Source organism: Micromonospora sp. NPDC049497 (genome assembly GCF_044465805.1).
GTDB lineage: Bacteria > Actinomycetota > Actinomycetes > Mycobacteriales > Micromonosporaceae > Micromonospora.
In genome coordinates this window covers 93753-116612 of record NZ_JBITMC010000003.1, presented here as the reverse complement: position 1 = coordinate 116612, position 22860 = coordinate 93753, and the positions used below count along the sequence as shown (strand labels likewise).

General features: G+C 72.9%; 25 protein-coding genes and 1 pseudogene. 4 read left to right on the top strand and 22 right to left on the bottom strand.

The window, feature by feature from the left end:
- Positions 1 to 193: 193 nt before the first annotated feature.
- Positions 194 to 472 carry a transcriptional regulator gene (locus tag ACIBR0_RS06110; RefSeq protein WP_396712942.1) on the top strand — a complete coding sequence of 93 codons (279 nt, stop codon included), beginning with the start codon at positions 194 to 196 and terminating at the stop codon, positions 470 to 472.
- Here ACIBR0_RS06110 and ACIBR0_RS06105 read toward each other — a convergent pair whose 3' ends face one another.
- The 9 genes from ACIBR0_RS06105 to ACIBR0_RS06065 form a co-directional block, all read right to left on the bottom strand.
- Positions 473 to 958, bottom strand: coding sequence for an SRPBCC family protein (locus ACIBR0_RS06105; RefSeq protein ID WP_396712941.1), 486 nt, complete (start codon positions 956 to 958; stop codon positions 473 to 475).
- Entirely contained in the window at positions 958 to 2646 is a 1689-nt protein-coding gene (locus ACIBR0_RS06100) for an ABC transporter permease (RefSeq protein ID WP_396712940.1), read from the bottom strand. Before ACIBR0_RS06100 ends, ACIBR0_RS06105 begins: the two co-directional genes overlap by 1 nt.
- Positions 2631 to 3395: an ABC transporter ATP-binding protein gene (locus ACIBR0_RS06095; RefSeq protein WP_357029270.1), complete on the bottom strand. Its 765-nt coding sequence runs from the start codon at positions 3393 to 3395 to the stop codon at positions 2631 to 2633. Before ACIBR0_RS06095 ends, ACIBR0_RS06100 begins: the two co-directional genes overlap by 16 nt.
- A gap of 169 nt (positions 3396 to 3564) precedes the next feature.
- The gene (locus ACIBR0_RS06090) at positions 3565 to 3957 is read right to left on the bottom strand and encodes a hypothetical protein (RefSeq protein ID WP_396712939.1); all 393 of its coding nucleotides are present in this window, start codon (positions 3955 to 3957) and stop codon (positions 3565 to 3567) included.
- A 2-nt stretch (positions 3958 to 3959) separates the two neighbouring features.
- Positions 3960 to 4364, bottom strand: coding sequence for a hypothetical protein (locus ACIBR0_RS06085; RefSeq protein WP_396712938.1), 405 nt, complete (start codon positions 4362 to 4364; stop codon positions 3960 to 3962).
- A complete protein-coding gene (locus ACIBR0_RS06080) occupies positions 4364 to 4819 on the bottom strand; it encodes an EndoU domain-containing protein (RefSeq protein ID WP_396712937.1) in 456 nt (151 codons plus the stop codon). The genes ACIBR0_RS06085 and ACIBR0_RS06080 overlap by 1 nt, the downstream gene beginning before the upstream one ends.
- Positions 4820 to 4850: 31 nt before the next feature.
- Positions 4851 to 5345: a hypothetical protein gene (locus ACIBR0_RS06075; protein ID WP_357029282.1), complete on the bottom strand. Its 495-nt coding sequence runs from the start codon at positions 5343 to 5345 to the stop codon at positions 4851 to 4853.
- A 6-nt stretch (positions 5346 to 5351) separates the two neighbouring features.
- Positions 5352 to 5669 (bottom strand): hypothetical protein, encoded by a 318-nt coding sequence (locus ACIBR0_RS06070; RefSeq protein ID WP_357029285.1) that lies wholly within the window; start codon positions 5667 to 5669, stop codon positions 5352 to 5354.
- A gap of 4 nt (positions 5670 to 5673) precedes the next feature.
- The gene (locus ACIBR0_RS06065) at positions 5674 to 6096 is read right to left on the bottom strand and encodes a YbaB/EbfC family nucleoid-associated protein (RefSeq protein ID WP_396712936.1); all 423 of its coding nucleotides are present in this window, start codon (positions 6094 to 6096) and stop codon (positions 5674 to 5676) included.
- A gap of 117 nt (positions 6097 to 6213) precedes the next feature.
- On the opposite strand from ACIBR0_RS06065, the pseudogene ACIBR0_RS06060 reads away from it, so the two are divergent.
- Positions 6214 to 6474 (top strand): annotated as a pseudogene (locus ACIBR0_RS06060) (sigma factor); the annotation flags it as partial.
- Positions 6475 to 6554: 80 nt separating this feature from the next.
- On the opposite strand, the gene ACIBR0_RS06055 reads toward ACIBR0_RS06060, so the two are convergent.
- From ACIBR0_RS06055 to ACIBR0_RS06030, 6 genes are all read right to left on the bottom strand, one after another.
- A complete protein-coding gene (locus tag ACIBR0_RS06055; RefSeq protein WP_396712935.1) occupies positions 6555 to 8213 on the bottom strand; it encodes a cation acetate symporter in 1659 nt (552 codons plus the stop codon).
- A 1-nt stretch (position 8214) separates the two neighbouring features.
- Complete coding sequence (locus ACIBR0_RS06050) at positions 8215 to 8565, bottom strand: hypothetical protein (protein WP_357029305.1); 351 nt, start codon at positions 8563 to 8565, stop codon at positions 8215 to 8217.
- Between the two features lie 152 nt (positions 8566 to 8717).
- On the bottom strand, positions 8718 to 10694 hold the full coding sequence (locus ACIBR0_RS06045; protein WP_396712934.1) for a DUF4153 domain-containing protein: 1977 nt from the start codon (positions 10692 to 10694) through the stop codon (positions 8718 to 8720).
- On the bottom strand, positions 10691 to 11761 hold the full coding sequence (locus tag ACIBR0_RS06040) for an ATP-binding protein (protein WP_396712933.1): 1071 nt from the start codon (positions 11759 to 11761) through the stop codon (positions 10691 to 10693). The genes ACIBR0_RS06045 and ACIBR0_RS06040 overlap by 4 nt, the downstream gene beginning before the upstream one ends.
- Positions 11758 to 12435, bottom strand: coding sequence for a response regulator transcription factor (locus tag ACIBR0_RS06035; protein WP_357038368.1), 678 nt, complete (start codon positions 12433 to 12435; stop codon positions 11758 to 11760). Before ACIBR0_RS06035 ends, ACIBR0_RS06040 begins: the two co-directional genes overlap by 4 nt.
- A gap of 69 nt (positions 12436 to 12504) precedes the next feature.
- Positions 12505 to 13182 carry a DUF5701 family protein gene (locus ACIBR0_RS06030; protein WP_396712932.1) on the bottom strand — a complete coding sequence of 226 codons (678 nt, stop codon included), beginning with the start codon at positions 13180 to 13182 and terminating at the stop codon, positions 12505 to 12507.
- A 122-nt stretch (positions 13183 to 13304) separates the two neighbouring features.
- On the opposite strand from ACIBR0_RS06030, the gene ACIBR0_RS06025 reads away from it, so the two are divergent.
- Positions 13305 to 14045 carry a prepilin peptidase gene (locus ACIBR0_RS06025; protein ID WP_396712931.1) on the top strand — a complete coding sequence of 247 codons (741 nt, stop codon included), beginning with the start codon at positions 13305 to 13307 and terminating at the stop codon, positions 14043 to 14045.
- A gap of 43 nt (positions 14046 to 14088) precedes the next feature.
- On the opposite strand, the gene ACIBR0_RS06020 is transcribed toward ACIBR0_RS06025, so the two are convergent.
- From ACIBR0_RS06020 to ACIBR0_RS06005, 4 genes are all read right to left on the bottom strand, one after another.
- On the bottom strand, positions 14089 to 14868 hold the full coding sequence (locus tag ACIBR0_RS06020) for a LytR/AlgR family response regulator transcription factor (RefSeq protein WP_396712930.1): 780 nt from the start codon (positions 14866 to 14868) through the stop codon (positions 14089 to 14091).
- Positions 14865 to 16091: a sensor histidine kinase gene (locus tag ACIBR0_RS06015; protein ID WP_396712929.1), complete on the bottom strand. Its 1227-nt coding sequence runs from the start codon at positions 16089 to 16091 to the stop codon at positions 14865 to 14867. The genes ACIBR0_RS06020 and ACIBR0_RS06015 overlap by 4 nt, the downstream gene beginning before the upstream one ends.
- Before the next feature lie 32 nt (positions 16092 to 16123).
- Positions 16124 to 17695, bottom strand: coding sequence for a sugar transferase (locus tag ACIBR0_RS06010; protein ID WP_396713252.1), 1572 nt, complete (start codon positions 17693 to 17695; stop codon positions 16124 to 16126).
- A gap of 267 nt (positions 17696 to 17962) precedes the next feature.
- A complete protein-coding gene (locus ACIBR0_RS06005; protein WP_396712928.1) occupies positions 17963 to 18823 on the bottom strand; it encodes an Fpg/Nei family DNA glycosylase in 861 nt (286 codons plus the stop codon).
- Between the two features lie 24 nt (positions 18824 to 18847).
- Here ACIBR0_RS06005 and ACIBR0_RS06000 point away from each other — a divergent pair, with 24 nt between their 5' ends.
- On the top strand, positions 18848 to 20098 hold the full coding sequence (locus tag ACIBR0_RS06000) for a glycosyltransferase (RefSeq protein WP_396712927.1): 1251 nt from the start codon (positions 18848 to 18850) through the stop codon (positions 20096 to 20098).
- A 196-nt stretch (positions 20099 to 20294) separates the two neighbouring features.
- On the opposite strand, the gene ACIBR0_RS05995 is transcribed toward ACIBR0_RS06000, so the two are convergent.
- The 3 genes from ACIBR0_RS05995 to ACIBR0_RS05985 are packed head-to-tail and all read right to left on the bottom strand — an operon-like array spanning position 20295 to position 22781.
- Complete coding sequence (locus ACIBR0_RS05995; protein WP_396712926.1) at positions 20295 to 21011, bottom strand: CDP-alcohol phosphatidyltransferase family protein; 717 nt, start codon at positions 21009 to 21011, stop codon at positions 20295 to 20297.
- Positions 20995 to 22062, bottom strand: coding sequence for an iron-containing alcohol dehydrogenase family protein (locus tag ACIBR0_RS05990; RefSeq protein ID WP_357033269.1), 1068 nt, complete (start codon positions 22060 to 22062; stop codon positions 20995 to 20997). The genes ACIBR0_RS05995 and ACIBR0_RS05990 overlap by 17 nt, the downstream gene beginning before the upstream one ends.
- A complete protein-coding gene (locus tag ACIBR0_RS05985; protein WP_396712925.1) occupies positions 22050 to 22781 on the bottom strand; it encodes a sugar phosphate nucleotidyltransferase in 732 nt (243 codons plus the stop codon). The genes ACIBR0_RS05990 and ACIBR0_RS05985 overlap by 13 nt, the downstream gene beginning before the upstream one ends.
- Between the last annotated feature and the right edge of the window lie 79 nt (positions 22782 to 22860).

Here is a 22860-nt window from a genome sequence, read left to right as displayed (position 1 = left end):
CCTGTCCGGGAAGGTAAGTGCGACGAGCCTGATGTCTGGGAGACATAATCATGTCACCCAGACATCAGCCTCTCGGAACTCCGTCTCCGTCCCCCGGAGCGCGCACAGGTCTGCGCAGCGGTCGCGGCGCGTCCTCCGTGCGGAGACTGATCGAGGGCTGACGGCGCCCCGTCCCACCGTCTACGGTGCGCCTATGTCCCGCGTGAGTCCCGAGCACGTCGCGAACGTCCGCGTCGTCACCGCCGCCGCCGTCCTCGCCGAGGAGTGCGACCTGGCGGCGTACCCGCACCGGCACCTGGCGATGGTCGCCCACGCCGGCTTTCACGGTGAGAACCTGGCTCAGCTACTTGCCGCCGCCGACCTGCTCGCCGAGCACGGCTGGGACCTGCTCACCGTCAGCCAGCTCGGCGGCGGCCTGCACGCGTTCCTGCGCCGGCGCGAGGGCATGCCAGGTCCCCGTACGCCGGCCTGATCAGTCGAGAGTGCGGCGGGCGGCGGCGAGGACCTCGGGGTCGACGCAGCCGGCGGCGTAGCCGGCGATGCGTCGGCGGATGTCCCGGCGCAGCAGCCACGTCCCGACCCGGTCGGCGAGCGGACGCAGGTACGCCGGCCGGCAGCGGAAGCTGTACCGCCAGGTGGCCACGGTGTGGCCCGGTTCCGCGGCGGGCGCGAACCGCCACCCGCCGGCGAACATCTCGAAGAACCACGGCCCGCGCACCATCTTCATGCCGACGTTGGTGGGAGGCGCGTACGAGACGTACTCGCTGATCATGATCAGCCCGTGTCGGGATCGGGTGAAGGTGCGGACACCCTTGCCGGGACGGGTCGCCCCACCGGTGAAGTGCTGCTCGCGGACGAACGGATCCCACCGGTAGCGGACCGGCGCCGTCGTCTGGGACACGGCGAAGGCCACGTCCGGGGGGACCGGAACGGTGACCGCCGCCTCGACGACCGGCATCAGCGGCGGGGGGTGACGGTGGCGAGCAGTTCCGGTTGGCGACGGTCGAGGACGTCTCCGGCGAGGTACGCGCCGAGCAGCGCCGCACCCAGCCCGTACGCCGCGCCGACCGGCAGGGCCAGCCACAGCCACAGGTCGCCGAGCAGCGCGGCGGCCACCACCATCGGCACCGCCGCGACGGCCGAGGCGAGCATCGACAGCAGGGTGAGGAAGCTGCGGGCCACCCCGGCGCCGGAGTTCATGGCGAACGGGTTGCTCGTCTCCGGCAGGGAGTACGCGCCGAGCACCGACAGGAAGGTGTTCACCGCCAGCCCCGCGCCGTACGTGGCGAGCAGGCTGCCGGCGGTCAGCCCGATCCAGCCCGGCTCGCCGAGGATCAGGGCGAGCGCCAGCGAGATCGCCACCACCAGCGGCAGCACGTAGAGGGAGAACGCGGCCATCCGGGCGCGCAGCTCCACCTGGCCCGGTACGCCCGCGACCACGTTCGCCGCGTACGCGCTGCCGTCGAAGCCGAACTGGTTGGCCAGGGTGACGGCCGCGAGCACGCCGACGAAGACCATCGAGAGGCTGACCAGCACGGGCGACGACTCGCCGGTGGTGGTGAAGCCCTGCTCGTCGACGGTGAAGCCGGAGCCACCGAAGTTGACCATCGCGGGGACGAAGAGCCCGACCACCGCGAGCGTGATGAGGTTGGCCCGTCGCCGTGCGTCCCGCCACCAGTAGCGGGTCTCCCGGGCGACCAGCGCGCCGAAGCGGTCCCGCCGCAGCCAGCCCACCGCGCGGGGGAAGAGCTGGGCGACGGGGCCGCCGGTGGCCGTCCGGGCGGCCGGGGCCGGACCCGAGGTGGCCGCGCCGACCATCGCCGACTCCAGGGACCGGGACCACCAGGCGAGCAGTGCCACGATCGCCGCCACGGTGATCAGCAGCTTGACCGGGGCGGCCCAGACCCGGCCCTGGGCCAGGTCGATGCCGGCGGTCCACGGTGCGCCGAAGGGCGTCCACCCGATCACCTCGGCGACGGGGGTCAACCGGTCCCAGTCGGTCTCCTGCATCGCGGCCACGCCCGCCAGCTGCAACGGCCCGAGCAGCGCGGCGAGCACGGCCAGCAGGACGGCGGCCAGGTCACGGACCCGGCGGGACCGCAGCATGCTCGCCAACGCGCTGGTGACCGCCCGCGCGGCGGCCACGCAGAGCAACAGCCCGGCCACCACCCCGACCGCCTGCACTCCGGCCGCGGACCAGCCGCCGAGCGCCCCGGCGGTGACCACCAGGCCGGCGAGCGCCAGCAGCACCGCCACCGTCGGCACGCTCACCAGAGCCGCCGCGAACAGGCCGGTCACCAGCGTTCGGCGGGACAGGGGCAGCAGCGCGAACCGGGCCGGATCGAGCGTCTCGTCCACGCCGAAGAAGACCAGCGGTAGCAGCAGCCAGCCCAGCACGATCAGCCCGCCGCCGAAGGCGGCGACCAGCTGCGCGGACACCTCCCCGTCGGTCAGCCCCGGCAGGGCGAAGAGGAGGAACCCGACGGCGGCGAACTGCAACCCGACCAGCGAGCCGACCACGAACATCGCGATCCGCCACCCCTGGCCGCGGAAGTTGTTGCCCAGCACCCGCAGCTTCAGTCGGACGAAGTGCCGGGCCGAGACCGGGCGGGTCGTCTCGGCCGGCGCGTTCACCGTGACAGCCACGCCAGCTCCTCGCCGGTCGCCGTACGGCCTCCGACCACCTCGACGAAGACCTGCTCCAGCGAGCGGTCCCCGCGTACCTCGGTCAGGGTGCCGACCCGCTTGATGGTGCCGGCGGCGAGGATCGCCACGTGCGTGCAGAGCCGCTCCACCACCTCCATCACGTGGCTGGAGAAGACCACCGTGCCGCCACCCGCCACGTACCGCTGGAGGATGTCGCGGATCAGCGCGCCGGACACCGGGTCGACCGCCTCGAACGGCTCGTCCAGCACGAGCAGCCGGGGGCCGTGCAGCAGCGCGCACGCCAGGCCGATCTTCTTCTTCATGCCCGCCGAGTAGTCGACCACCAGGGTCCGCCCGGCGTCACCGAGCGCGAGCACGTCGAGCAGCTCCGCCGCCCGCCGGTCGACGACCGCCGGGTCCATGCCGCGCAACAGACCGTGGTACGCCAGCAGCTCCGCGCCGCTCAGCCGGTCGAAGAGGCGTACGCCGTCCGGCATCACGCCGAGCAGCTGCTTCGCCCGTACCGGATCCGCCCACACGTCGTGACCGAGCACCGTGGCGGAGCCGGCGTCCGGCCGGAGCAGGCCCACCGCCATCGACAGGGTGGTGGTCTTGCCGGCCCCGTTCGGGCCCAGCAGCCCGTAGAAGGAACCGGCCGGCACGTCCAGGTCGACGCCGGCCACGGCCACCTTGCTGTCGAAGCGCTTCGCCAGGCCCCGTAGCGCCAGGGCGGGGTGCTCACCAGTCATGTGTCAGACCGTATCCGGCGACGACCACCCTTCGATCCGGCCGGGGGATGATCCGCCGTCATCCTCGCGGCGTACCGACGACCGACCGCGGACATGATCGACTCGACTTCATTGAAGTCGGGGTGTCCGCCTCACGTTTTCAGCCCGACTTCAATGACATCGAGTGGATCTACCGCCCGATGACCGGATGCGGCCGACCATTCTCCTTCTCCCACTCGGCGAACGCCCGGTCCCGGTCCGGGTCGTCGGTGAGCAGCCGCCAGTACTGCTCCACGACCCTCTGCGTCTCCCGGAGGGTGTAGTGGGCCTTCAGCACGTCGCGCCAGAGGTTCTGGAGGTCGACGCCCTCGGCGCTCAGCTCGGCGGCCCAGGCGTTGCCCTCCCAGCTCTCTGCCTCCTTGCGACCGTTGGCGATGTCGTCCAGGTCCGCCAACAGATCGAGACAGAAGTGGTGGTCTGTCTGGATGTCACCCACCAGCCACATGCCGAGGCAGTCGAGGCGATCCTCGCCAGTCCGGTACTCGGCCCTGCCACGCTCGGTCCAGTAGAACTCGATCGTCACGCTCAGCGCCCGACGACCGGATGCGGCCGACCGTTTTCCTTCTCCCACTCGGCGAACGCCCGGTCCCGGTCCGGGTCGTCGGTGAGCAGCCGCCAGTACTGCTCCACGACCCTCTGCGTCTCCCGGAGCGGGTAGTGGGCCTTCAGGTCGTCCACGTAGAGGTTCTGGAGTTCGACGCCCTGGGCGCTCAGCTCGGCGGCCCAGGCGTTGCCCTCCCAGCTTTCGTGTTCCTTGCGGCCAATCGCGATGTCGTGCAGGTCGGCCAGCAAATCAAGACAGAGTTCGTGCACGACCTGGACGTCTCCGGTCATCCACATACCCAGGCACTTGAGCCGGGGCTCTGCACGAAAGGCGGCGTAGCCCTCGCTGTCCCGGTAGAAGTCGATGCCCTTCACCGTCGCCCCCATCAGTCCTTCAGTACGGGATAGCCATGCCGCAGTTTGTCGGTGTCAGGATCGTAGAACCCTTCCACCCTGATACCTCTGAACCGGCCGATCCAACGTCGCTCGTCCGGGATCTTGACCACGTCGGATGAGTGGTACGCGCGAGTGATTGCATTGTCCACCTGGGCCGGCGTCCAGTCGTCGGGGAAGAAGGTGCTAGCGCCGCGCTTCTCACGCCACTCGCCGGTGCGGCGGTTCTGCATCGCTACCCGCGCGTTGTAGACGCCGGTGCGCCGGTCGCGCCGGATCACCTTGATGACCTTTGCGCCGGGTGGGTCGATGCCGCCGGGCCGGTGGTGCCAGCCGGACGCGCGGCCATCCCGCTCGCCGACCATGGTGTGCCGTAGTCGTTCCGGAGTCATCGCGTCGCGCCGCTGCCCGGTCCTGGCCCGCCTCTTCTGCTGCCGCAGGTAGGACATCGCGGTCCGGATGACGCCGCTGCGGGCCCGCCTACCCATCGAGCAGCATGGTGATCACCTGGTCGATCAGCAGACCGACGATCTCCCGGGTGATCATCTGGAAGACGGGGATCTCGGCGAGGGTGGCTCCGAAGCTCACGGCGGCGGTCGCCACCGCCTGGGCGATCTGGATCGCCAGGATGGCCAGCTGCACGATCACCTGGATCTTCAGCGCCAGCACGATCGCCCCGGTGATCATGAGGCCGGTGCCGGCCAGGACGGCCGCGAGGGCCCCGTCCTCCAGCACGGGGATGGGCCCTTCGTGCTCCGTCCAGTAGCCCTGGAACGCGTCGATGTCGGCACCGGCGTTACCGGCGGTGACCTGCGCCGCCGCCTGCTGGGCCTGCGCGGTCAACGTCTGCATGGTCCCGCTGAACTCCAGCCAGCGTTGCCCCATCTCGAACAGTGCCGTCTCGTCCGAGCGCGGCCAGTCGTACCCGATCATGCCGAGCACGGTGATCAGCTCTCCCGGCAGTTGCAGCCCCACGTCAGCTCACCCCAGCCCCTGGCCGAGCCCGGTGAACCCCTCGGCGATCGCCTGCTCGTTCACCTCGTGGAGGTACGCCATCCGGTTCAGGTCGACGCCGACCACGCCCAGTTCCTCCATCACCGACTCGAAGCACTCCGCCGCGTACGCGGTGACCTCCTCGCACGCCGCGCCGATCAGCCCGCCGATCTCGTCGTCACCCCAGGGGGCGCCCAAGGCGGACAGGTCGGCCAGGAACGTCCGCAGCTCGGTGAGGAACTGGTCGGAGACGTCCTGCAGGCTGGTGCCGGCGGCGCGCAACCCGTCCGGGTCGATGGCGCGCACCACGTCAGGGCCGCCGACCGGAGGCAAGCCGTTCCTGCACGCCGGTCAGCGCGTCGATGAAGCCCTGCAACTGCGGTACGGCGGTGCGCTGCACCTCCTGGAGCTGGGCGAGCACGGCCGCCGTGTCCGGCGGCGTGACCGCACCGGCCAGCGCCGTACGCAGGTCGGCGAGCGCGGCGTTGGTGGCGAGCCGGATCTCCTCGGCGAGGGTCTCCGACGGCGTACGCATGAGGCGCGGGTCGATCCACAGGCTCTCGACCTCGCCACCGGGCACCGCCACGACCCGGACCATGCCGTCCGCCGCCTCGCCCACACCGCGCACCTCGGCCGAGGGCTCGGGAGCAGCTCCAGGGCCGTCCACGGTGGAACGCCCGAGCGCGGCCAGCATGTCGCTGATCGATCTGTTGAGTTCGGAGGGGTGCGTCACGCCCGGGAGTGTAGCCATCGCCTCACACTTCGTTCAGCCCCTGAGCGGTCCCCTGTGGATGCAACCGGTCACGCCGGTCGGGGGTGACAGGGGCAGGATCCGATCGGGGGAGGGCCGTTGGACACAGACGACGGGTTCGGGGAGTTCTACCGGACCAGCAGGCACCGCACCGTGACGGTGCTCTACGCGCTCGGCGGTGACCTGGGGGACGCCCAGGATGCAACGCAGGAGGCGTACGCGCGAGCCTGGCAGCGCTGGTCGACGATCAGCACGTACGGCGACCCGGAGGCGTGGGTCCGCACCGTCGCCTACCGCCTTCTGGCCAACCGTTGGCGCAAGATCCGCAACGGGCTCGTCGCGTACCGCCGGCACGGGGCCGACCCGCACGCCGGCCCACTGCGCCGGCACCGACGCCTGCTGACGAGTGTTAACCAGGGGCCCTTCCTCTACCGGAGGCGTTAAGAAGGTGCCCTTCCTTGCAGGCGGAGGGCTTCGGGGGCGTGCAGGCGGAGCATCGTGGGGCCGACGTCGGACGGGACGCGGCGGCGGGTCACCATCGACACCGCCACCATCACGGTGAACGCCAGGGGCACCGTCCAGGCGGCCGGCTGCGTGGTCAGTGTGGCCGGCCACCCGGACAGCGGTGGCCCCAGCACCGTCACCAGCACGGCCCCGACCGCGGCGCCGCCGCCGACCAGCACCCCGGCGGCGGCGCCGAGGTCGGTCAGACCCCGCCACCAGATCCCGAGCACCAGCAACGGGCAGAAGCTGGACGCGGCGACGGCGAAGGCCAGGCCGACGACCTGCGAGACGTCCAGGCCCGAGACGTTCAGCGCGAGGACCGCCGGCACCAACCCGGCGATCACGGTGGCCAGCCGGAAGCCCCGCACCGAGCCGCGCCCGAGCACGTCCGTGGAGATCACCCCGGCGACGCTGGTGAGCAGCCCGGACGAGGTGGACATGAAGGCGGCGAACGCACCGGCCGCGACCAGCGCGGCGAGCAGCCGACCGGTGGTGCCGTCGCCGAGGGCCGCGCCCGGCAGGAGCACCACCACCGCGTCGGTCTGCCCGGTGACGAGCAGTTGCGGGGTGTAGATCCGGCCGAGCACCCCGTAGATGGTGGGCAGCAGGTAGAAGGCGCCGACCAGGGCGAGCACGACCAGCGTGGTCCGGCGGGCGGCGGCGCCGTCCGGGTTGGTGTAGAAGCGTACGAGCACGTGGGGAAGGCCCATCGTGCCGAGGAACGTCGCCAGGATGAGCGAGTACGTGGCGAAGAGCCCCCGGTCGTCGTCCCCCACGGTGCTGGGCAGCAGCCAGTCGGCGGCGTCGGTCGCCACGCCGGAGACCTCCGGCACCGGTTCCCCGGCGGCGAAGGACACCTCGTCGCCGGGGCGTACCTCCTGGACCCGGCCGTCGGGCAGGGTGAGGGTCGCGCGGTCGGAGACCACGACGGTGGTCGCGGTCCGGAACGTCGGCCCGTCGGGCGGGGTCACCGCCGGGCGGGCGTCGGCCTGCCACTGCAATGCCAGGAAGATCGCCGGTACGGCGAGCGCGGTCAGCTTCAGCCAGTACTGGAACGCCTGGACGAAGGTGATCGCCCGCATGCCGCCGAGCGCCACGTTCGCGGTCACCACGGCGGCCACCACCAGGGCACCCACCGGGTACGCGGCCCCGGTCAGCGTGGCCAGCGTCAGTCCCGCCCCCTGGAGCTGCGGCACCAGGTACAGCCAGCCGATGAAGATCACGAAGACGGTGGCCAGGGTGCGCAGCCGCCGCGAGCCGAGCCGCAGCTCGCAGAAGTCGGGCAGGGTGAACGCGCCGGAGCGGCGCAGCGGTGCGGCCACGAACAGCAGCAGCGCCAGGTAGCCGGCGGCGAAACCGACCGGGTACCAGAGGACGTCGACGCCGTACTTGAGGATCAGGCCGGCGACGCCGAGGAAGCTCGCCGCCGACAGGTACTCCCCGCCGATCGCGGCGGCGTTCCATGTCGGGCTGACCGTCCGGGAGGCGACCAGGAAGTCCGACGTGGTGCGGGCCAGTCGTAGACCGTAGAAGCCGATGCCGACCGTGACGAGGGTGACCGCCACGATCGCCGGGACGACGTACTCGTTGTCCATCTCAGCGTTCCGGCCGCTGGACCAGGTCGGTGAAGTCCTGCTCGTTGCGCTCGGCCCACCGCACGTACGCCCACCCCACGAGGACGAGGAACGGGAAGGACACCACCCCGAGCAGCAGCCACGGCAGGTTCACCCCGAGCACGGTGACCCGGCCGACCGAGGGCGCGATGGCGAAGAGCCAGGGCAGCCCACCGAGACCGATCAGCACCACCAGCGACAGCCGCAACGCGAGCGCCAGTTGCGCGCGGACCAGTCCCCGGACCAGCGTCTCGCCGATCCGGGTCTGCTCCGCCAGTTCGGCGCGGGTGCGTTCCGCCCGGTCCTGCCGTCGGGACACCTCGGCCAGCACCACCCGCGTCCTCGTGACCGCCTCGTCCCGGTGCGGCCGTCGCTGGTCCGGCGCTCCCGGGCGGTCTGCCGCGCGGGGCGCCCGGACGGGATCGTCGGCGGCGGCCACCCCGGCAGTCTCGCCCGACCAGCGCGATTGTCAAGGGCGGGGCGCCGTCACCAGCGCGGGTACGGGCAGGTGACCACGTTCCCCCGCGGTGGCTCGGCGGCGAGCAGCGCCCGCGCCCGTGCCCGCCCCAGGTTCCACGTCCGGATCCCGTCGTCGGGCAACTCCCCGGCGATCTCCCGCAGGGCGCACGAGCGCAGCGGCTCGGGCAGCCGGTCCAGGGCGGGCACGGCGTCGGCGGAGAGCCCGGCCAGGTAGCCGGCGTCGACCCGGCCGGTCTCCCGGTGCCGGTCGACGTTGCGCTCGGCGATCAGGTGGTCCGGGTTCACCACCGCGAGGCCCAGCAGGGCGAGCACCGCCGTGCCCAGCACCAGCCGGGGAAGCCACCCCGCCCGGAGCCGGAGCACCGCCACCCCGACCAGCACGAAGAGCAGGCCGAGCCAGAGTTCCACCGCCGCCACCACCAGTCGCAGCCGCGTCGCGCCGTACGCGTCGGCGTAGACGTTCATCCGGTAGAGCGCCGATGCCACGATCACGAGGCTGAGCAGCGTGAGCCCACCCAGCAGGACCCGGATGAGGGTTCGGTCGGCGGTGCGGTCGCGCGGTGCCCAGCGGACCGCCCCGCCGATCACCAGCAGGGTGAGGGCGGAGACCGTCAGCAGTTGCCAGAACCCGCTGCGGGCGTACTGGGCGTAGGTGGGCCCCGCTGCGCCCAGCACGTGGTCCGAGCCGCCGAACAGCACGGTGATCTGCACCAGCACGAACGCGGCGAAGAGCGCGTCGAGAAGCGCCAACGGCAGCACCCACTCCGTCCGCCGGACCGGCCGGGCCGGCGCCGCCCGCAGGCCGCCGAGGTCCGGTGGCCGGGCCAGCAGGTACGCGCCACCGAGCAGGCCCGCCCCGATGACCAGGAACCGGAAGGCCCACGCCACCACAGCGGGCGGGGAGACGTCCGGCAGCACGTCGGCGACCAGGTCGGCGAAGACCGCGTCGGCCGAGGAGAACAGCAACCCGAACAGGACCAGCAGGCCGAGTGACACGGCAACGCTGGCCAGGCTCCGGGCCACACCGCCCCCGCCGCCCGTGCCGGCCCGCCGGTCGGCGAGCCCCCGCGCCGCCCAGGGCAGTGCGCGGAACGCCGCCACCGGTGGCAGCAACGCCGCCATCAGCATGCCGAGTGGCGTACGTCCACCGCTGACCGCGAGCGTGGCCGTCGCCGCCGCGGCCAGCAGGCAGAGGACGAACAACCAGCCGGCTGACCGGACCGTACCGACGGAGACCAGCGCGACCGTGGCGAGAGCCCACACCAGCCGTGCCGTCCGCCCCGGTGCCCCCGTGGCACCGGGACGGACGGCCGGTCCGGAGGCCGGCCGGTCCACCTCGACCCGTGGCGGGTCCAGCACCGCCGTGGACCCGCCCGCGCCGGTCGGGGTGGGTCCGGTCGGCCGGGTGCCGGCGTCGGTGCCGTCCGGCGTGGCTGCCGGCCGGCCCGGAGCGGCAACGGCGTCCGGACCGGACCGGGTGGCGGGCCGGGCGGTCGGCTGGGTGGCGGGCGTGGGCCGGGCGGCGGCCACCGTGAGGAGGGCGCCCGCACAGGCCAGGGCGGCGATCGTCCACCCGAGACCGGGGCGGGTCGGGGGCACCGCCGAAGCGGCGACGACCGCTCCGGCGGTGAGCGCGCCGAGGACGAGTGGCCGGGGTGCGCCGACCGGGCCCGGCCAGCGCCCACCGAACAGCGGGGGCGGTGGAGAGGCGGGCGGCCCGGGGTACGGTCGCCCCGGCGGCGGCACCGGTCGACCCGGGCCGACCGCGCCGGCGTACGCGGGCCGGGGTGGCGGCGGCGTGACGACGGCGACGGGCGCGGCCGGGCCCACCGTGCCGGCGGCCTGGGCCGCGGGGTTCGGGGTCGCGGTGGCGGGCTGGGTGGCGGTGGGTGTGGGCGTGGCGGCGCGCGGAGCCGGTGCCGGCGCGGCCGGTGTCTCGTGGTCGGACGGGTCCGGCTGCTCAGCCGGGGTGGGGGCGGTCATGCGGTCACGTCTCCGATCGGTGTGGTCCGGGGCAGCGACACCCGGATGCGGCAGCCAGGGGCGGGGGTGAACTGGTCGAGCACCTCGATGCGGCCGCCGTGCAGTTCGACGACCCAGCGGGCGATGGCCAGGCCGAGACCGGTACCGCCGCCGGCCGCCCGGTCACCCCGGGTGAACCGCTCGAAGACCCGGAACCGTTCGGCCGCAGGGATGCCCTCGCCCTCGTCGGTGACTTCGAAGCGGAGCTGGCCGGCGTGCTGTTCGGCGGAGACGCGGACGGTGCCGCCGGCCGGGCTGTGCCGGGCGGCGTTGTCGAGCAGGTTCGCGAAGACCTGGTGCAGCCGCCCGGGGTCGGCGTGCACGTCGAGCCCGGCGGGCAGCTCGTCGAGGTGGAAACGGACGTCCAGCCCGGCCCCCGCCGCCGTCACCGTGGCCTGCTCCACGACCTCGTCGAGGAAGTCCGGTACGTCGATGTGGACGCGGCGCAGCGGTACCACCCCGGCGTCCAGGCGGGACAGGTCGAGCAGGTCGGCGACCAGGTGACCGAGCCGCTCGGTCTGGGCGAGTGCCGCGCGCAGCGTCGCCGGCTCCGGATCCGCCACCCCGTCGACCATGTTCTCCAGCACGCCCTGCAGGGCGGTGATGGGCGTGCGCAACTCGTGCGAGACGTTCGCGATCAGTTCCCGCCGGCGCAGGTCGGCGGCGTGCAGGTCGGCGGCCATCTTGTTGAACGCCTGGGCCAGTTCACCGACCTCGTCGCGGGAGGTGGCGCGGACCCGGCGGGTGTAGTCGCCCCGTGCCATCGCGCCGGCCGCCGCGGTCATCTCGCGCAGCGGTGACGTCATTCCGTGCGCCAGGACCTGGGAGGTCAGCAGCGCCAGGAAGATCGCCGTACCGGCGGTCCTCGGGGGGAACCACCCGATGGCGTACCAGAAGTAGGCCAGGCCGGCGCTGCCCGAGGCGACCAGCAGGACGCCCAGCTTCACCTTGATGGACCGGACCGGGTCCAGCGGCCGGGGCAGCAGTTCCAGGACCCGGTCGACGCGGGTGAGCAGGGTGGTGGTCACGCCGGCACCTCCAGCGCGTACCCGACACCGTGCACCGTGCGGATGAGATCCGCGCCGAGCTTGCGGCGCAGCGCCTTGACGTGGCTGTCGACCGTACGGGTGCCGGACCCCTCGGCCCAGCCCCACACGTCGGCGAGCAGGCGCTCCCGGGGCAGCACCGTGCGCGGCCGGCCGGCGAGGTGCACCAGCAGGTCGAACTCCGTGGGCGTCAGGTGCACGTCCGCGCCGCCCTGTCGGACCCGCCGTTCGGCCTGGTTGATCTCGATGTCACCGAGCCGCAGCGTGGCTGTGGCGGCCACGGCGGCCCTGTCGACCCGGCGGAGCAGGACGTGCACCCGTGCCGCCAACTCCCGCATGGAGAACGGCTTGGTCAGGTAGTCGTCGGCGCCGACCGCCAGGCCGACGAGCAGGTCGGTCTCGTCGTCCCGGGCGGTCAGCATGAGCACCGGCACCGGCCGCTCGGCCTGGATCCGTCGGCAGACCTCCAGGCCGTCGAAGCCGGGCAGCATCACGTCCAGCACGACCAGGTCCGGCTGCCCGCTGCGGAACCGTTCCACGGCGCTCGGGCCGTCCCCGGCCACGTCGACGGTGAAGCCCTCGGCGCGCAGCCGGGCGGCCACCGACTCGGCGATGGTCCGCTCGTCCTCGACGACCAGTACGCGACGTTCCCTCATGCGGCCTGACTGTAGGGACCGGGCGTGGAGATCGGTGGGGCGCGTTGTGAACAACCTGTGGAGAACTGCTCAGGCCTGTGGATAACTCACTCCCGGACCGATCCGCTCCGGGCGGGCGGAGGCGGAGCCGAGCCAGGTGTGCGGGTTGCCCCACCAGCACCAGCCCAACTTGGGGGCGCCCTGGCTGATCCACAGCGCCGGCACCCGCTTGTCCCCACAACGGGAGCCGACCAGCGAGAAGCACCGGTTGGTGGCGAGGGCGGCCGGATAGAGGGTGACGAGGGCGAGGCCCTCGTCGATGCTGATCGGCAACCGGTCCCGGCCGGTGATGATCTCCATCGCCGCCGACGGGGCGAGGTTGCACAGATCCGCACCCCGATCGACGTCGAAGAGCAGGTACGCCGGGCCGGCCGGCACGTCCAGTTCCTTGATCGGGTCGAACCGGCCGAGGTCGCCCTCGGCGTAGTGCCGGTCGACGATCCCGGTCTTCCGCTTGCCCGCGAGGGTGGTCAGCGCCACCCGTTCCTCCACGGACACCAGCTCACGCGTGATCACCAGCAGGAACGGCACGCGCCCCTCGGTCGGCGCGGGCAGGCCGGACGCCCCGGTGACGGCCGCCGCGCGCAGCGGGGCCACCAGGTCGCGGAAGTCGTCCTCGGAACGGCCGGCGAGGGCCGGGTAGCCCAGTTTCACCAGGGTGTCGACCTGGCTGTCGAACTCGGCGGCGGGGTCGAAGGGTACGGTCACGGCGGCCTCCAGCTCTCGTACGGTCTACCGTACAGCGTACGGTTCAACGGGTCTATTCCCGGATCGCCGGGCTTTCTCCGCGCGGCCCTCCGGGCGGGCGGGCCACGGCTACCATCCGGCCCGTGCTGCTCCCCCTCGTGGTCCTCGCCGCCCTCGCCGGGGCCGGATGGGGACTCCTGGTCCCCGGGCTGGTCGACCGGTACGCCGTCGAGTGGCCCGACGGCACACCGCAACCACCCTGGCGGGCCGCGTGCCCGCACTGCCATGCGGACCGTGCGGCCTGGTGGCGGGCCACGCCGAACTGCGCCGGCTGCGGTGACCGCCCCCGGCCGGGTCGCCTGCTGACGGTGCCGCTGTCGGCCGCCGCCTGCGGACTGGTGGCGTACGCGATCGGCCCGGACCCGGTGCTTCCGGCGTTCCTGCTGCTCGCCGGGATCGCCGTCCCGCTCGCCCTGGTCGACCTGCGGGTGCTGCGGCTGCCCGACCCGCTGGTGGGTGCGGCGTTCCTCGGCGGGGTGGTGCTGCTGGTGGTCGCGACGGCCGCCGCGCAGTCCGTCACGTCCCTGGCACGTGCCGGCGCGGCGGGCCTGGCCTGCGGCGCCAGCTATCTGACCCTGGCTCTCCTGCCCCGCTCGCAGCTCGGCTTCGGCGACGTGAAGCTCGGCGCGGTGCTCGGGCTCTACCTCGGTTGGCTCGGCTGGCCGGTCGTGGTGACCGGCGTTCTGCTCGCCCCGCTGGTCAACCTGCCGCTGGTCGTCGGCCTGCTGATAGTCCGGCGGGCGGGCCGGCGAACGCTCGTGCCGTACGGCCCGGCGATGCTCGCTGCCGCCGTCGCCGCGGTGGTCGTCGGCGCGGTGCGATAGCCCCGGCCGTCGCAACCGTTCGGCGCGGGGGCTGGTACCGCGGTCAGCGGCTCCAGTCCTGCTTGGCTGCCCGGACCAGCTTGTCCTTCAACTCCCGGGTGTGCCGCCGGCTCACCGGCAGTTCGGTCGCGTCGACCACCACCACGTAGCCGGAGTTGACCAGCCGCAGCTCGGCGATGAGCTTCAACTGCACCAGGTACGACCGGTGGATCCGGACGAACCCGGCGTCCGCCCAGCGCTCGGCCAGGGTCGCCAGCGACACCCGCACCAGGTGCGAGCCGTCGGCCGTGTGCAGCCGCGCGTAGTCGCCCTGTGCCTCCACCCACCGCACCGCCGAACGGGGCAGCATCCGCGTGGTGCCGGCCAGCTCCACCGGGATGGTCGGGTCCTCCTCCGCCCGGGCCAGCGCCGCCGGATGCGCCGGCACCACCCGCGAGCCGATCACCCGGCGCAGCGACTCGGCCAGACGATCGGCCCGCACCGGCTTGCGCACGTAGTCGGTGGCACCCAGGTCGAACGCGTCCACGGCGCCGTCGTCGTAGGCGGTGACGAACACGATCGCCGGGGGCCGGGCGAAGCGGCGCAGCACCCGGGCCAGCTCCATGCCGTCCAGGCCGGGCATCCGGATGTCGAGGAAGACCACGTCCACGTCGTCGTCGCGGAGCACCCGCAGCGCCTCGGTGGCGTCGCCCGCCGTGTGCAGCCGGGCCACCCGCGGGTCGGCCCGCAGGTGGTACGCCAGCTCGTCCAGCGCCGGCAGCTCGTCGTCCACCGCCAGCACCCGCAGGAACCCGCTGCTGATGAGCCCGCTCCGCTCGCTCATGAACCCGCCCGTACGCCCGGGTGGAACTTCGGCACCCGCATGCTCACCTTCGTGCCGGCGCCGAGGCCGGTCTCGACGACCAGGCCGAAGCCGTCGCCGAACACCGACCGGAGCCGCTCGTCGACGTTGGAGAGCCCGACGTGCCCGCCCGGGTCGTCGCCCGGGTCGCCGGTGGCACCCGCCAGCTCGGCGATGCCGGCGGTCAGCGCGGTCGGATCCATCCCCACCCCGTCGTCCTCCACCGTGATGTGGCACTCGGTGCCCGCGTCCCGGGCCTCGATGCTCACCATGCCTGTGCCCGGCTTCCGGGACAACCCGTGCCGGACCGCGTTCTCCACCAGCGGTTGCAGGCAGAGGAACGGCAGGGTCACCGGCAGCACCTCCGGGGCGATCTGCAACCGCACCTGGAGCCGGTCGCCGAAGCGGGCCCGCTCGATCGTCAGGTACCGGTCGATCGAACGCAGCTCCTCGGCCAACGTGGTGAATTCGCCGTGCGCCCGGAACGAGTAGCGGGTGAACTCGGCGAACTCCAGGATCAGCTCCCGCGCCCGGTCCGGGTCGGTCCGGACGAACGAGCCGATCGCCGTCAACGCGTTGTAGATGAAGTGCGGGCTGATCTGGGCTCGCAGCGCGCGTACCTCGGCGCGGGCCAGGCGTTCCCGGGAGGAGTCCAGCTCGGCCAGGGCGAGCTGGTTGCCGGCCCAGTGGGCCGTCTCCAGGGTCGCCTGCACCAGCCCCGGAGCCGGCGGGCCGTCGGCGACCGCGATCAGTGCCCCGGTCGCCCGGCCGTGCGGCCCGTCCAGCGGGGCGACGACCGCGCCGCGTACCGGGCAGTCCACCCGGTCGCACTGCAGCTCCGACTCGCCGAGCACCGTCGAGCGGCCGGTCGCCACCGCCCGCCGGGCCGCCGCGACCAGTTGCGCGTCGTGGTGGGCCCCGCGCCCGTCCAGGGCCAGCAGCCGGTCGGTGTCGGTGAGCGCCAGCCCGGCCGACCCCACGAGGGCCCGTAGATGGCGTACGGCCTTCGCCGCGTGCGTGGCGGTCAGCCCGGCGCGCAGCGGCTCGGCCGCGAGTCCGGCGGTGTGCAGCACCTCGTACGTGGCCCGTTGGGTGGCCGTGGCGATGCCCCGCCGGCCACGCAGGCGCGCCACCGCGTACAGGGCCGCGGCCAGCGCGGTGACCAGTGAGACGACGCCGAACACGGCGGAGAGGTTGCCACCCACGCAGCGATCCTGACGGGTGGCCGCCCGGTGCGCTAGTACGCGCCCTTGCGGGCGAGCACCACCCCGACGGTCCGCCACAGGATGCTGAGGTCGTACGCGAGCGACCAGTTGTCGACGTAGTAGAGGTCCAGCCGGACCGCCTCGTCCCAGGACAGGTCGGAGCGGCCGGACACCTGCCAGAGGCCGGTCATGCCCGGCTTGACCAGCAGCCGCCGCCGGACGTCGCCGAGGAAGTCGCCGTCGTCGGCGGGCAGCGGGCGGGGCCCCACCAGCGACATCTCGCCCTTGAAGACGTTGATCAGCTGCGGCAGCTCGTCCAGCGACGAGGCACGCAGGAAGCGGCCCACCGGGAAGACCCGGGGGTCCTGCTTCATCTTGAACAGCATGCCGTCGGTCTCGTTCTGGTCGACCAGGCCGGCCAGGCGGTCCTCGGCGTCGACGTACATCGTCCGGAACTTCCACACCCGGAACGTCCGCCCCTCGTGCCCCACGCGGGGCTGGCGGAAGAAGACCGGGCCGGCGTCGGAGAACCGGATCGCGATCGCGATGACCAGGAAGAGGGGAACCAGCAGCAGCAGGCCCAGCCCGGCGGCGAACCGGTCGAGGAGGTTCTTCGCCAGCAGCGCCGGCCCGGAGAGGGTCGGCTCCTCGACGTGGAGCAGCGGCAGACCCTCGATCGGCCGGATGTGCACGCGGGGGCCGGCGATGTCGGTGAGCTGCGGGGCGACGACCAGGTCGACGCCGGAGCCCTCCAGCTGCCAGGCCAGCCGGCGCAGCTCGCCCGGTTCGGCGCTGGCCGAGCCGCAGACCGCGATCGTGTCGCCGCCGACCTCCCGGACCAGGGCGAGGACGTCACGGCCGGCGTACACCGGGACCGGGGTCTCCATGCCCCGCACCGCGGCGTAGCCGTCGGTGATGTGGATCGCGACCGGGACCAGGCCCGCGGACGGGCTCCGGGTGACCGAGCGGTACACCTCCAGGCACTCGGGCAGGGTGCCCACGAGCACCATCCGGTGCCCGGCCTGACCCACGTTGCGCCGGATCACGTGCAGCACGAACCGGGCCAGGATGCGGCCCAGCAGGACCAGCAGGAGGGCGCCGAGCAGCGCGGTGCCGACGGTGTAGCGGGACAGGTCGGTCTTGGTGGCGAAGGCCAGGAACGAGACCGTCGCGGCCACCGCCACACCGGATCGCATGACACGCTTGTACTCGTCCGGCCCCAGGCCGAGGTAGCGCCGGTCGTAGGCCCGGTTGAACCAGAGGCTGATCACCCAGCCCAGTGGCAGGAGTATGAACGCCACCGTGTAGAACCAGGTCGGGTCCTCGTCGGCCTTGTAGAACCCGGACCGCGCCTGGTCGAAGGTGTGGATCGCCGTGAAGCTGGCGAACGCCGCCGCCGCGAAGTCCAGCAGCAGCAGAACGACGGTGTAGGGCCGGTGCCAGCGCGACACCCGGCGCCGGGCGCGGGCCCACGCCGACCGGGGCACGCCGTTGTGGGATGGCGACGTCGGCGGCTGGATCTCGAAGCTGTCGACGTGCCGCACGAGTTTGCTCCGGCCTGTGTTGGTTACCGGGCGCTGGAGGCTTGCCGTCACCTCACCCATGTCCTCCCGCATGACTCGCGCCGCTCACTCACCGTGAGGGCCCAAGTCGCCCACCGTTCCAGTCTCCCACGCGGCCACCGGACGGGTGCGCGGACCCGAAGGACCTTTGCGTACGACCGGTGTCGCCTGGCAACTGGCCGGCTCCGAGCCAATTCGGAAGCCGGGGACCGAGCCACTATACCGATGGATGGCGACCAGGGTAGAGCCGCGACTCTGACGTTCGGCGCAGGCCGGCCGATTCCTCCCTGTAATCGAGAGCGACGTCACTCACCGTACCAATCGGGACAACCGTCGGTCAGCGAGCGGTTTGCCGCCGGTCTGGCAGGTCGGGCAGTACTGCAGGCTGGAGTCGGCGAACGACACCTCCCGGACCGTGTCGCCGCAGACCGGGCAGGGCAACCCGGTCCGGGCATGCACCTTCAGGCCGGACCGCTTCTCGCCCTTCAGTTCGGCGGCCCGCTGGCCCAGCGACCGGGTCACCGCGTCTCCGAGCACCTGCCGGGTCGCCGCGTGCAGCGTCGCCACCTGGTCGTCGGTCAGCTTGTTGGTCAGCGCGAACGGCGACAGCTTCGCCGCGTGCAGGATCTCGTCGGAGTACGCGTTGCCCACCCCGGACAGCACGGTCTGGTCCGTGAGCACCCCCTTGACCTGGCCCCGGCGGCTGCGCAGCCGCTCGGTGAACGTGGCCAGGTCGGCGGCGAGGGCGTCCGGGCCCAGCCGGGCCACCCCGGGCACCGTCGCCGGATCGGTCACCAGGTAGACCGCGAGGCTCTTCTGGGTGCCGGCCTCCGTCAGGTCGAAGCCGGAACCGTCGTCGAGGCGTACCCGCAGCGCGATGGGACCCTTGCCGGGTCGCAGCGGCATGGCGGACGGGAACGCCTCCCGGTAGTGCAGCCAGCCTGCCCGGGCCAGGTGGATCACCACGTGCAGGTCGCCGTCGAGCACCACGCCGAGGAACTTTCCGTGCCGCCGCGCGTCCGTGACCGTTCGCCCGACCGCGGCCGTCGGGGCCGGGTCGTACGTCTTCAGGGCGCTGATCGCGGCGACCTCCAGCCGGTCGACACGCCGCCCCACCGCGCGCTGTCGCAGGTAACCCGCGAGCGCCTCAACCTCCGGTAGTTCGGGCACCCGCCAACGGTAGCCTTCTTTCCCGTGAGAGTGGTGGTGGCGCACAACCGGTACCGCGAGGCTCAGCCCTCCGGTGAGAACACGATCGTCGACGCGGAGATCACCCAGCTCACGGCGGCTGGGGTGGAGGTGCTGCCGTTCATCCGCAGCTCCGACGAGATCCCCTCGATGTCGAAGGCGGCGAAGGCGCTGCTGCCGATCTCGCCGATCTGGGCCCCGAAGGCCCAGCACGACCTGGACCGGCTGCTCACCGAGCACCGTCCGGACGTGCTGCACCTGCACAACCCGTACCCCCTGCTGTCGCCCTGGGTGGTGCGGACCGCGCACAGGCGTGGCGTGCCGGTGGTGCAGACGGTGCACAACTACCGGCAGGTGTGCTCGTCCGGGCTGTACTTCCGCGACGGCATGATCTGCCAGGACTGCCGCGGTCGGGCGCTGGGTGTCCCGGCGGTGGTGCACCGCTGCTACCGGGGCTCCCGGGCGCAGAGCGCGCTGATGGCCACCACGCTCGCCGTGCACCGACCGACCTGGAAGTCGGTGGACCGGTTCGTCGCACTGACCACCGCCGTCGCCGACCACCTGCGCGACTACGGCATCCCGGACGACCGGATCGTCGTGAAGCCCAACGCGATCCCCGACCCGGGCCGCCCCGCCCCGCTCGGCGAGGGCTTCCTCTTCCTCGGCCGCCTCTCCCCGGAGAAGGGGCTGGACCTGCTGCTGGACGCCTGGCGGCGGCAACCGGACGGCGCGCGCGGGCCGCTGCGCATCGCCGGCGACGGTGAGCTGCGCCCCCTGGTGGAGGCTGCCGCCGCGGAACGCTCGGACGTGACGTTCCTGGGCCCGCTGGACCGTACGGGTGTCCGCGCGGCCCTGGAGGCGAGCGCCGTGGTGCTCGCCACCTCCACCTGGCACGACGTGCTGCCCACGGTGATCATCGAGGCGCTCGCGGCGGGCCGGCCGGTGCTCGGCACGGCCCTCGGCGGCATCCCGTACCTGGTCGGCGCGGACACTCCCCGCGAACCGGCCGGCACCGGCCCGGCCGTCAGCGCCTCGGTTCCCGGCGTGCCGGTCGGCGTCGTGGCCGGTGAGGCGGGCTGGGTCGTGCCGCCGGAGCCGGCTGCGCTGGCCGCCGCCCTTCCGGTGGCCGCCTCCGGAGCCGCGGGCCTGGCCCCGGCCGCCCGGCTGCGTTACGAGCGCACCTTCCACCCGGACGTGGTCACCAAGCGCCTCGTCGACATCTACGCGGACGTCGTCGCCCGGTCCCGGGCGGCGTGAGACACCGGCCGGCCCGTGCTTCGGGCCGGCTGCGTCTCTGCCACGGGCCGTCCGGTCCCCGGCGGCGGGAGGTGCGTGAGACGCGATATGGCCGCCAGCGGCGATGACTACGGAAAGTTGCCTAGCGCGTCCGTGACGATGGGTGACCGAAGCGCCCGGAGAGTGCCTGCGCCGGCGAGGACTGGACCAGGGGTGGTCAGCGGAGGGAGGCTCGGGCGGAGAAGGCGATGCTGGCCAGCAGGAAGCCGCCGTTGACGACGGTGAACGCGACCACCACCCACAGGGTGAGTGCGGGCGCGAAGAGCAGCACCAACCCGGCCACGAAGATCACCGCGCCGTAGTCGCGGACCAGCTTCGCCAGGCGTACGGGCAGCGAGGTCGAGGTGACCATGCTGGCCGCGTTGGGGCCGGACTGCATCACCGAGGTCACCAGGTTCACCATCCAGGTGCCGGCGAAGGTGGCGACCAGCCAGGTCGGGGTGGACTGCGCCTGGGCCACGGTGGTCGCGGTGAGCGCCGCCACCAGGGCGATCTGCGCCGCCACGTCGCAGAGCACGTCGACTCGCGCGCCGGCCGCGCTGCCCTGCCCGGTGACCCGGGCCAGCTGCCCGTCCGCGCAGTCCAGCGCGTACGCGACCTGCCAGCCGACCAGCGCCAGCACGCCGACGATCCAGGCCGGCACCCGGCCGGCGGCGACCGGCTCGGCCAGCGCGATCACGGCGACCGACGCGCTGAGGCCGATCACCAGGTTGGTGATGGTCAGCGCGGTCGGGCGCAGCCCGAGCCGGTGCCCGACGACCGCGAAGCCGGCCCCCAGCCACTGGCTGACGGACTCGCTGAACAGACCGCCGCCCCGGTTGACCCGGTAGAAGTCCGACAGCGTCGGGTGGGAGGGCTCAGCCAAGGTGGTCACGGAGGGCGTCAACGTAGTCTCCCAACCGGTGCCGGACATCGTCGGCGGACAGGGCGAGGTGTTCGAGGATCGTGTAGCGGTCCGGGCGGGTCCGCGGCGCGAACAGCACCGCGTCGACGAACTGGTCGTCGGCGAGGCCCAACTCGCCCGGGGTGGTGGCCAGTCCGTGCCGGCGCAGGCAGCGGGCGAGCTGACCGAAGCGTTCGGGGTCGCCACGGAGGAACGTGCAGAACAGCGCGCCGAGCCCGACCTGCTCACCGTGTGAGCCGGTGCCCGGGAAGAGCCGGTCGATGGCGTGCGAGATCTCGTGGTCGCCCCCGCTGGCCGGGCGGGTCGACCCGCACACCGAACTCGCGATCCCGCCCAGGATCAGCGCCTCGGCCAGCGTGGTGAGGAAGCCGTCGTCGGTGATCTTGCCAGGGTGGTTGATCAGCGCCTCGGCCCCGGTACGGGCCAGCGTGACCGCCAGGCCGTCGATCGGCTCGCCGCGCACCTGGTGCGCGAGTTCCCAGTCGGCGCAGGCGTTGAGGTTGCTCACCGCGTCGCCGATCCCGGCCTGCGTCTGCCGGTCCGGGCCGCTCTCCACGAAGTCCAGGTCGACGAGGACGGCGATCGGGATGTGCACCCCGTACGAGCCCTTGCCGCCCTCGTGGTCCAGCGAGGCGGTCGGTGAGGCGATGCCGTCGTTGGCGAGGCTGGTCGCCACGGTGACCATCGGGATGCCGTACCGGCTGGCGGCGTACTTCGCGGTGTCGATGGTCTTACCGCCACCGATGCCCACCACCGCGTCGTACGGCCGGCGGCGCAGCCGGTCACCCAGCTCGTTCGCGGCGTCGATGGTGCCGCCCACGACGGTGAAGACGTCGGCCGCGCCGAGCGACGGTCGGCACAGCTCGACGATCTTCTCGCCCTGCCCGGGGCCGACGACGACGGCGACGTCCCCACCCGCCGAGATGCGCCGGTCGGCCAGGAGCGCGCCCAGGTCGGCCACCGCACCCCGCCGGACCTCGATGGCCAGCGGGGTGTTGACCGTACGGGCTAGCAGTGGCACGCGATCTCCCGCGCCCGGGCCAGGTCGGCGTGGTTGTCGACCTCGACCCAGGAGACGTCACCGATCGGCGCGGCCCGCACCTCGCCACCGGAGTCGGCGAACTCCTGGTAACCGTCCTCGTAGTAGAGGTTCGGGTCGCGTCGCCAGGTGGTCTCCAGCGCGTCGGCGAGGGCGTCGGCGACGTGCGGCTCGATCAGCGTCGCGCCGATGTACTCCCCGTACGCCTCGCCCGGGTCCATCAGCTTGGTGATCCGGGTGAGCTGGCCGGCCGCGTCGAAGGTGGTCTTCATCTCCTCCTCGGCCAGCGGTTTGATCGTGTCGACCGCCAGGAGGACGCCGGGACCGCGCTCGGCGAGCAGGGTCTTCTCCACGCTCACCGGGTGCACGGTGTCGCCGTTGACCAGCAGGACGCCCCGGGCGAACCACTCCCGCGCCAGCCAGAGGGAGTACGCGTTGTTCCACTCCTCGGCCCTGTCGTTGTGCACGAGGGTGATCGTGACGCCGTGCCTCTTCTCCAGGTCGGCCTGGCGCTGCCGGACGGCGTCGGCGGCGTAGCCGACCACCACCACGACCTCGGTGAGCCCGACCTCGGCCAGGTTGCGCAGCGCGATGTCGAGGATGGTCGTCTCCCCGTCCACCGGCACCAGGGCCTTGGGAAGGGTGTCGGTGTACGGGCGGAGCCGGCGGCCCGCGCCCGCTGCCAGCACCATACCGACCATGCTGGCATCGTTTCCTGTTCGTCCGGCGTTCACCGAAGGAGGATAGCTCTGCCGGCCCGTCGCCCCGTCGGCAACGCCG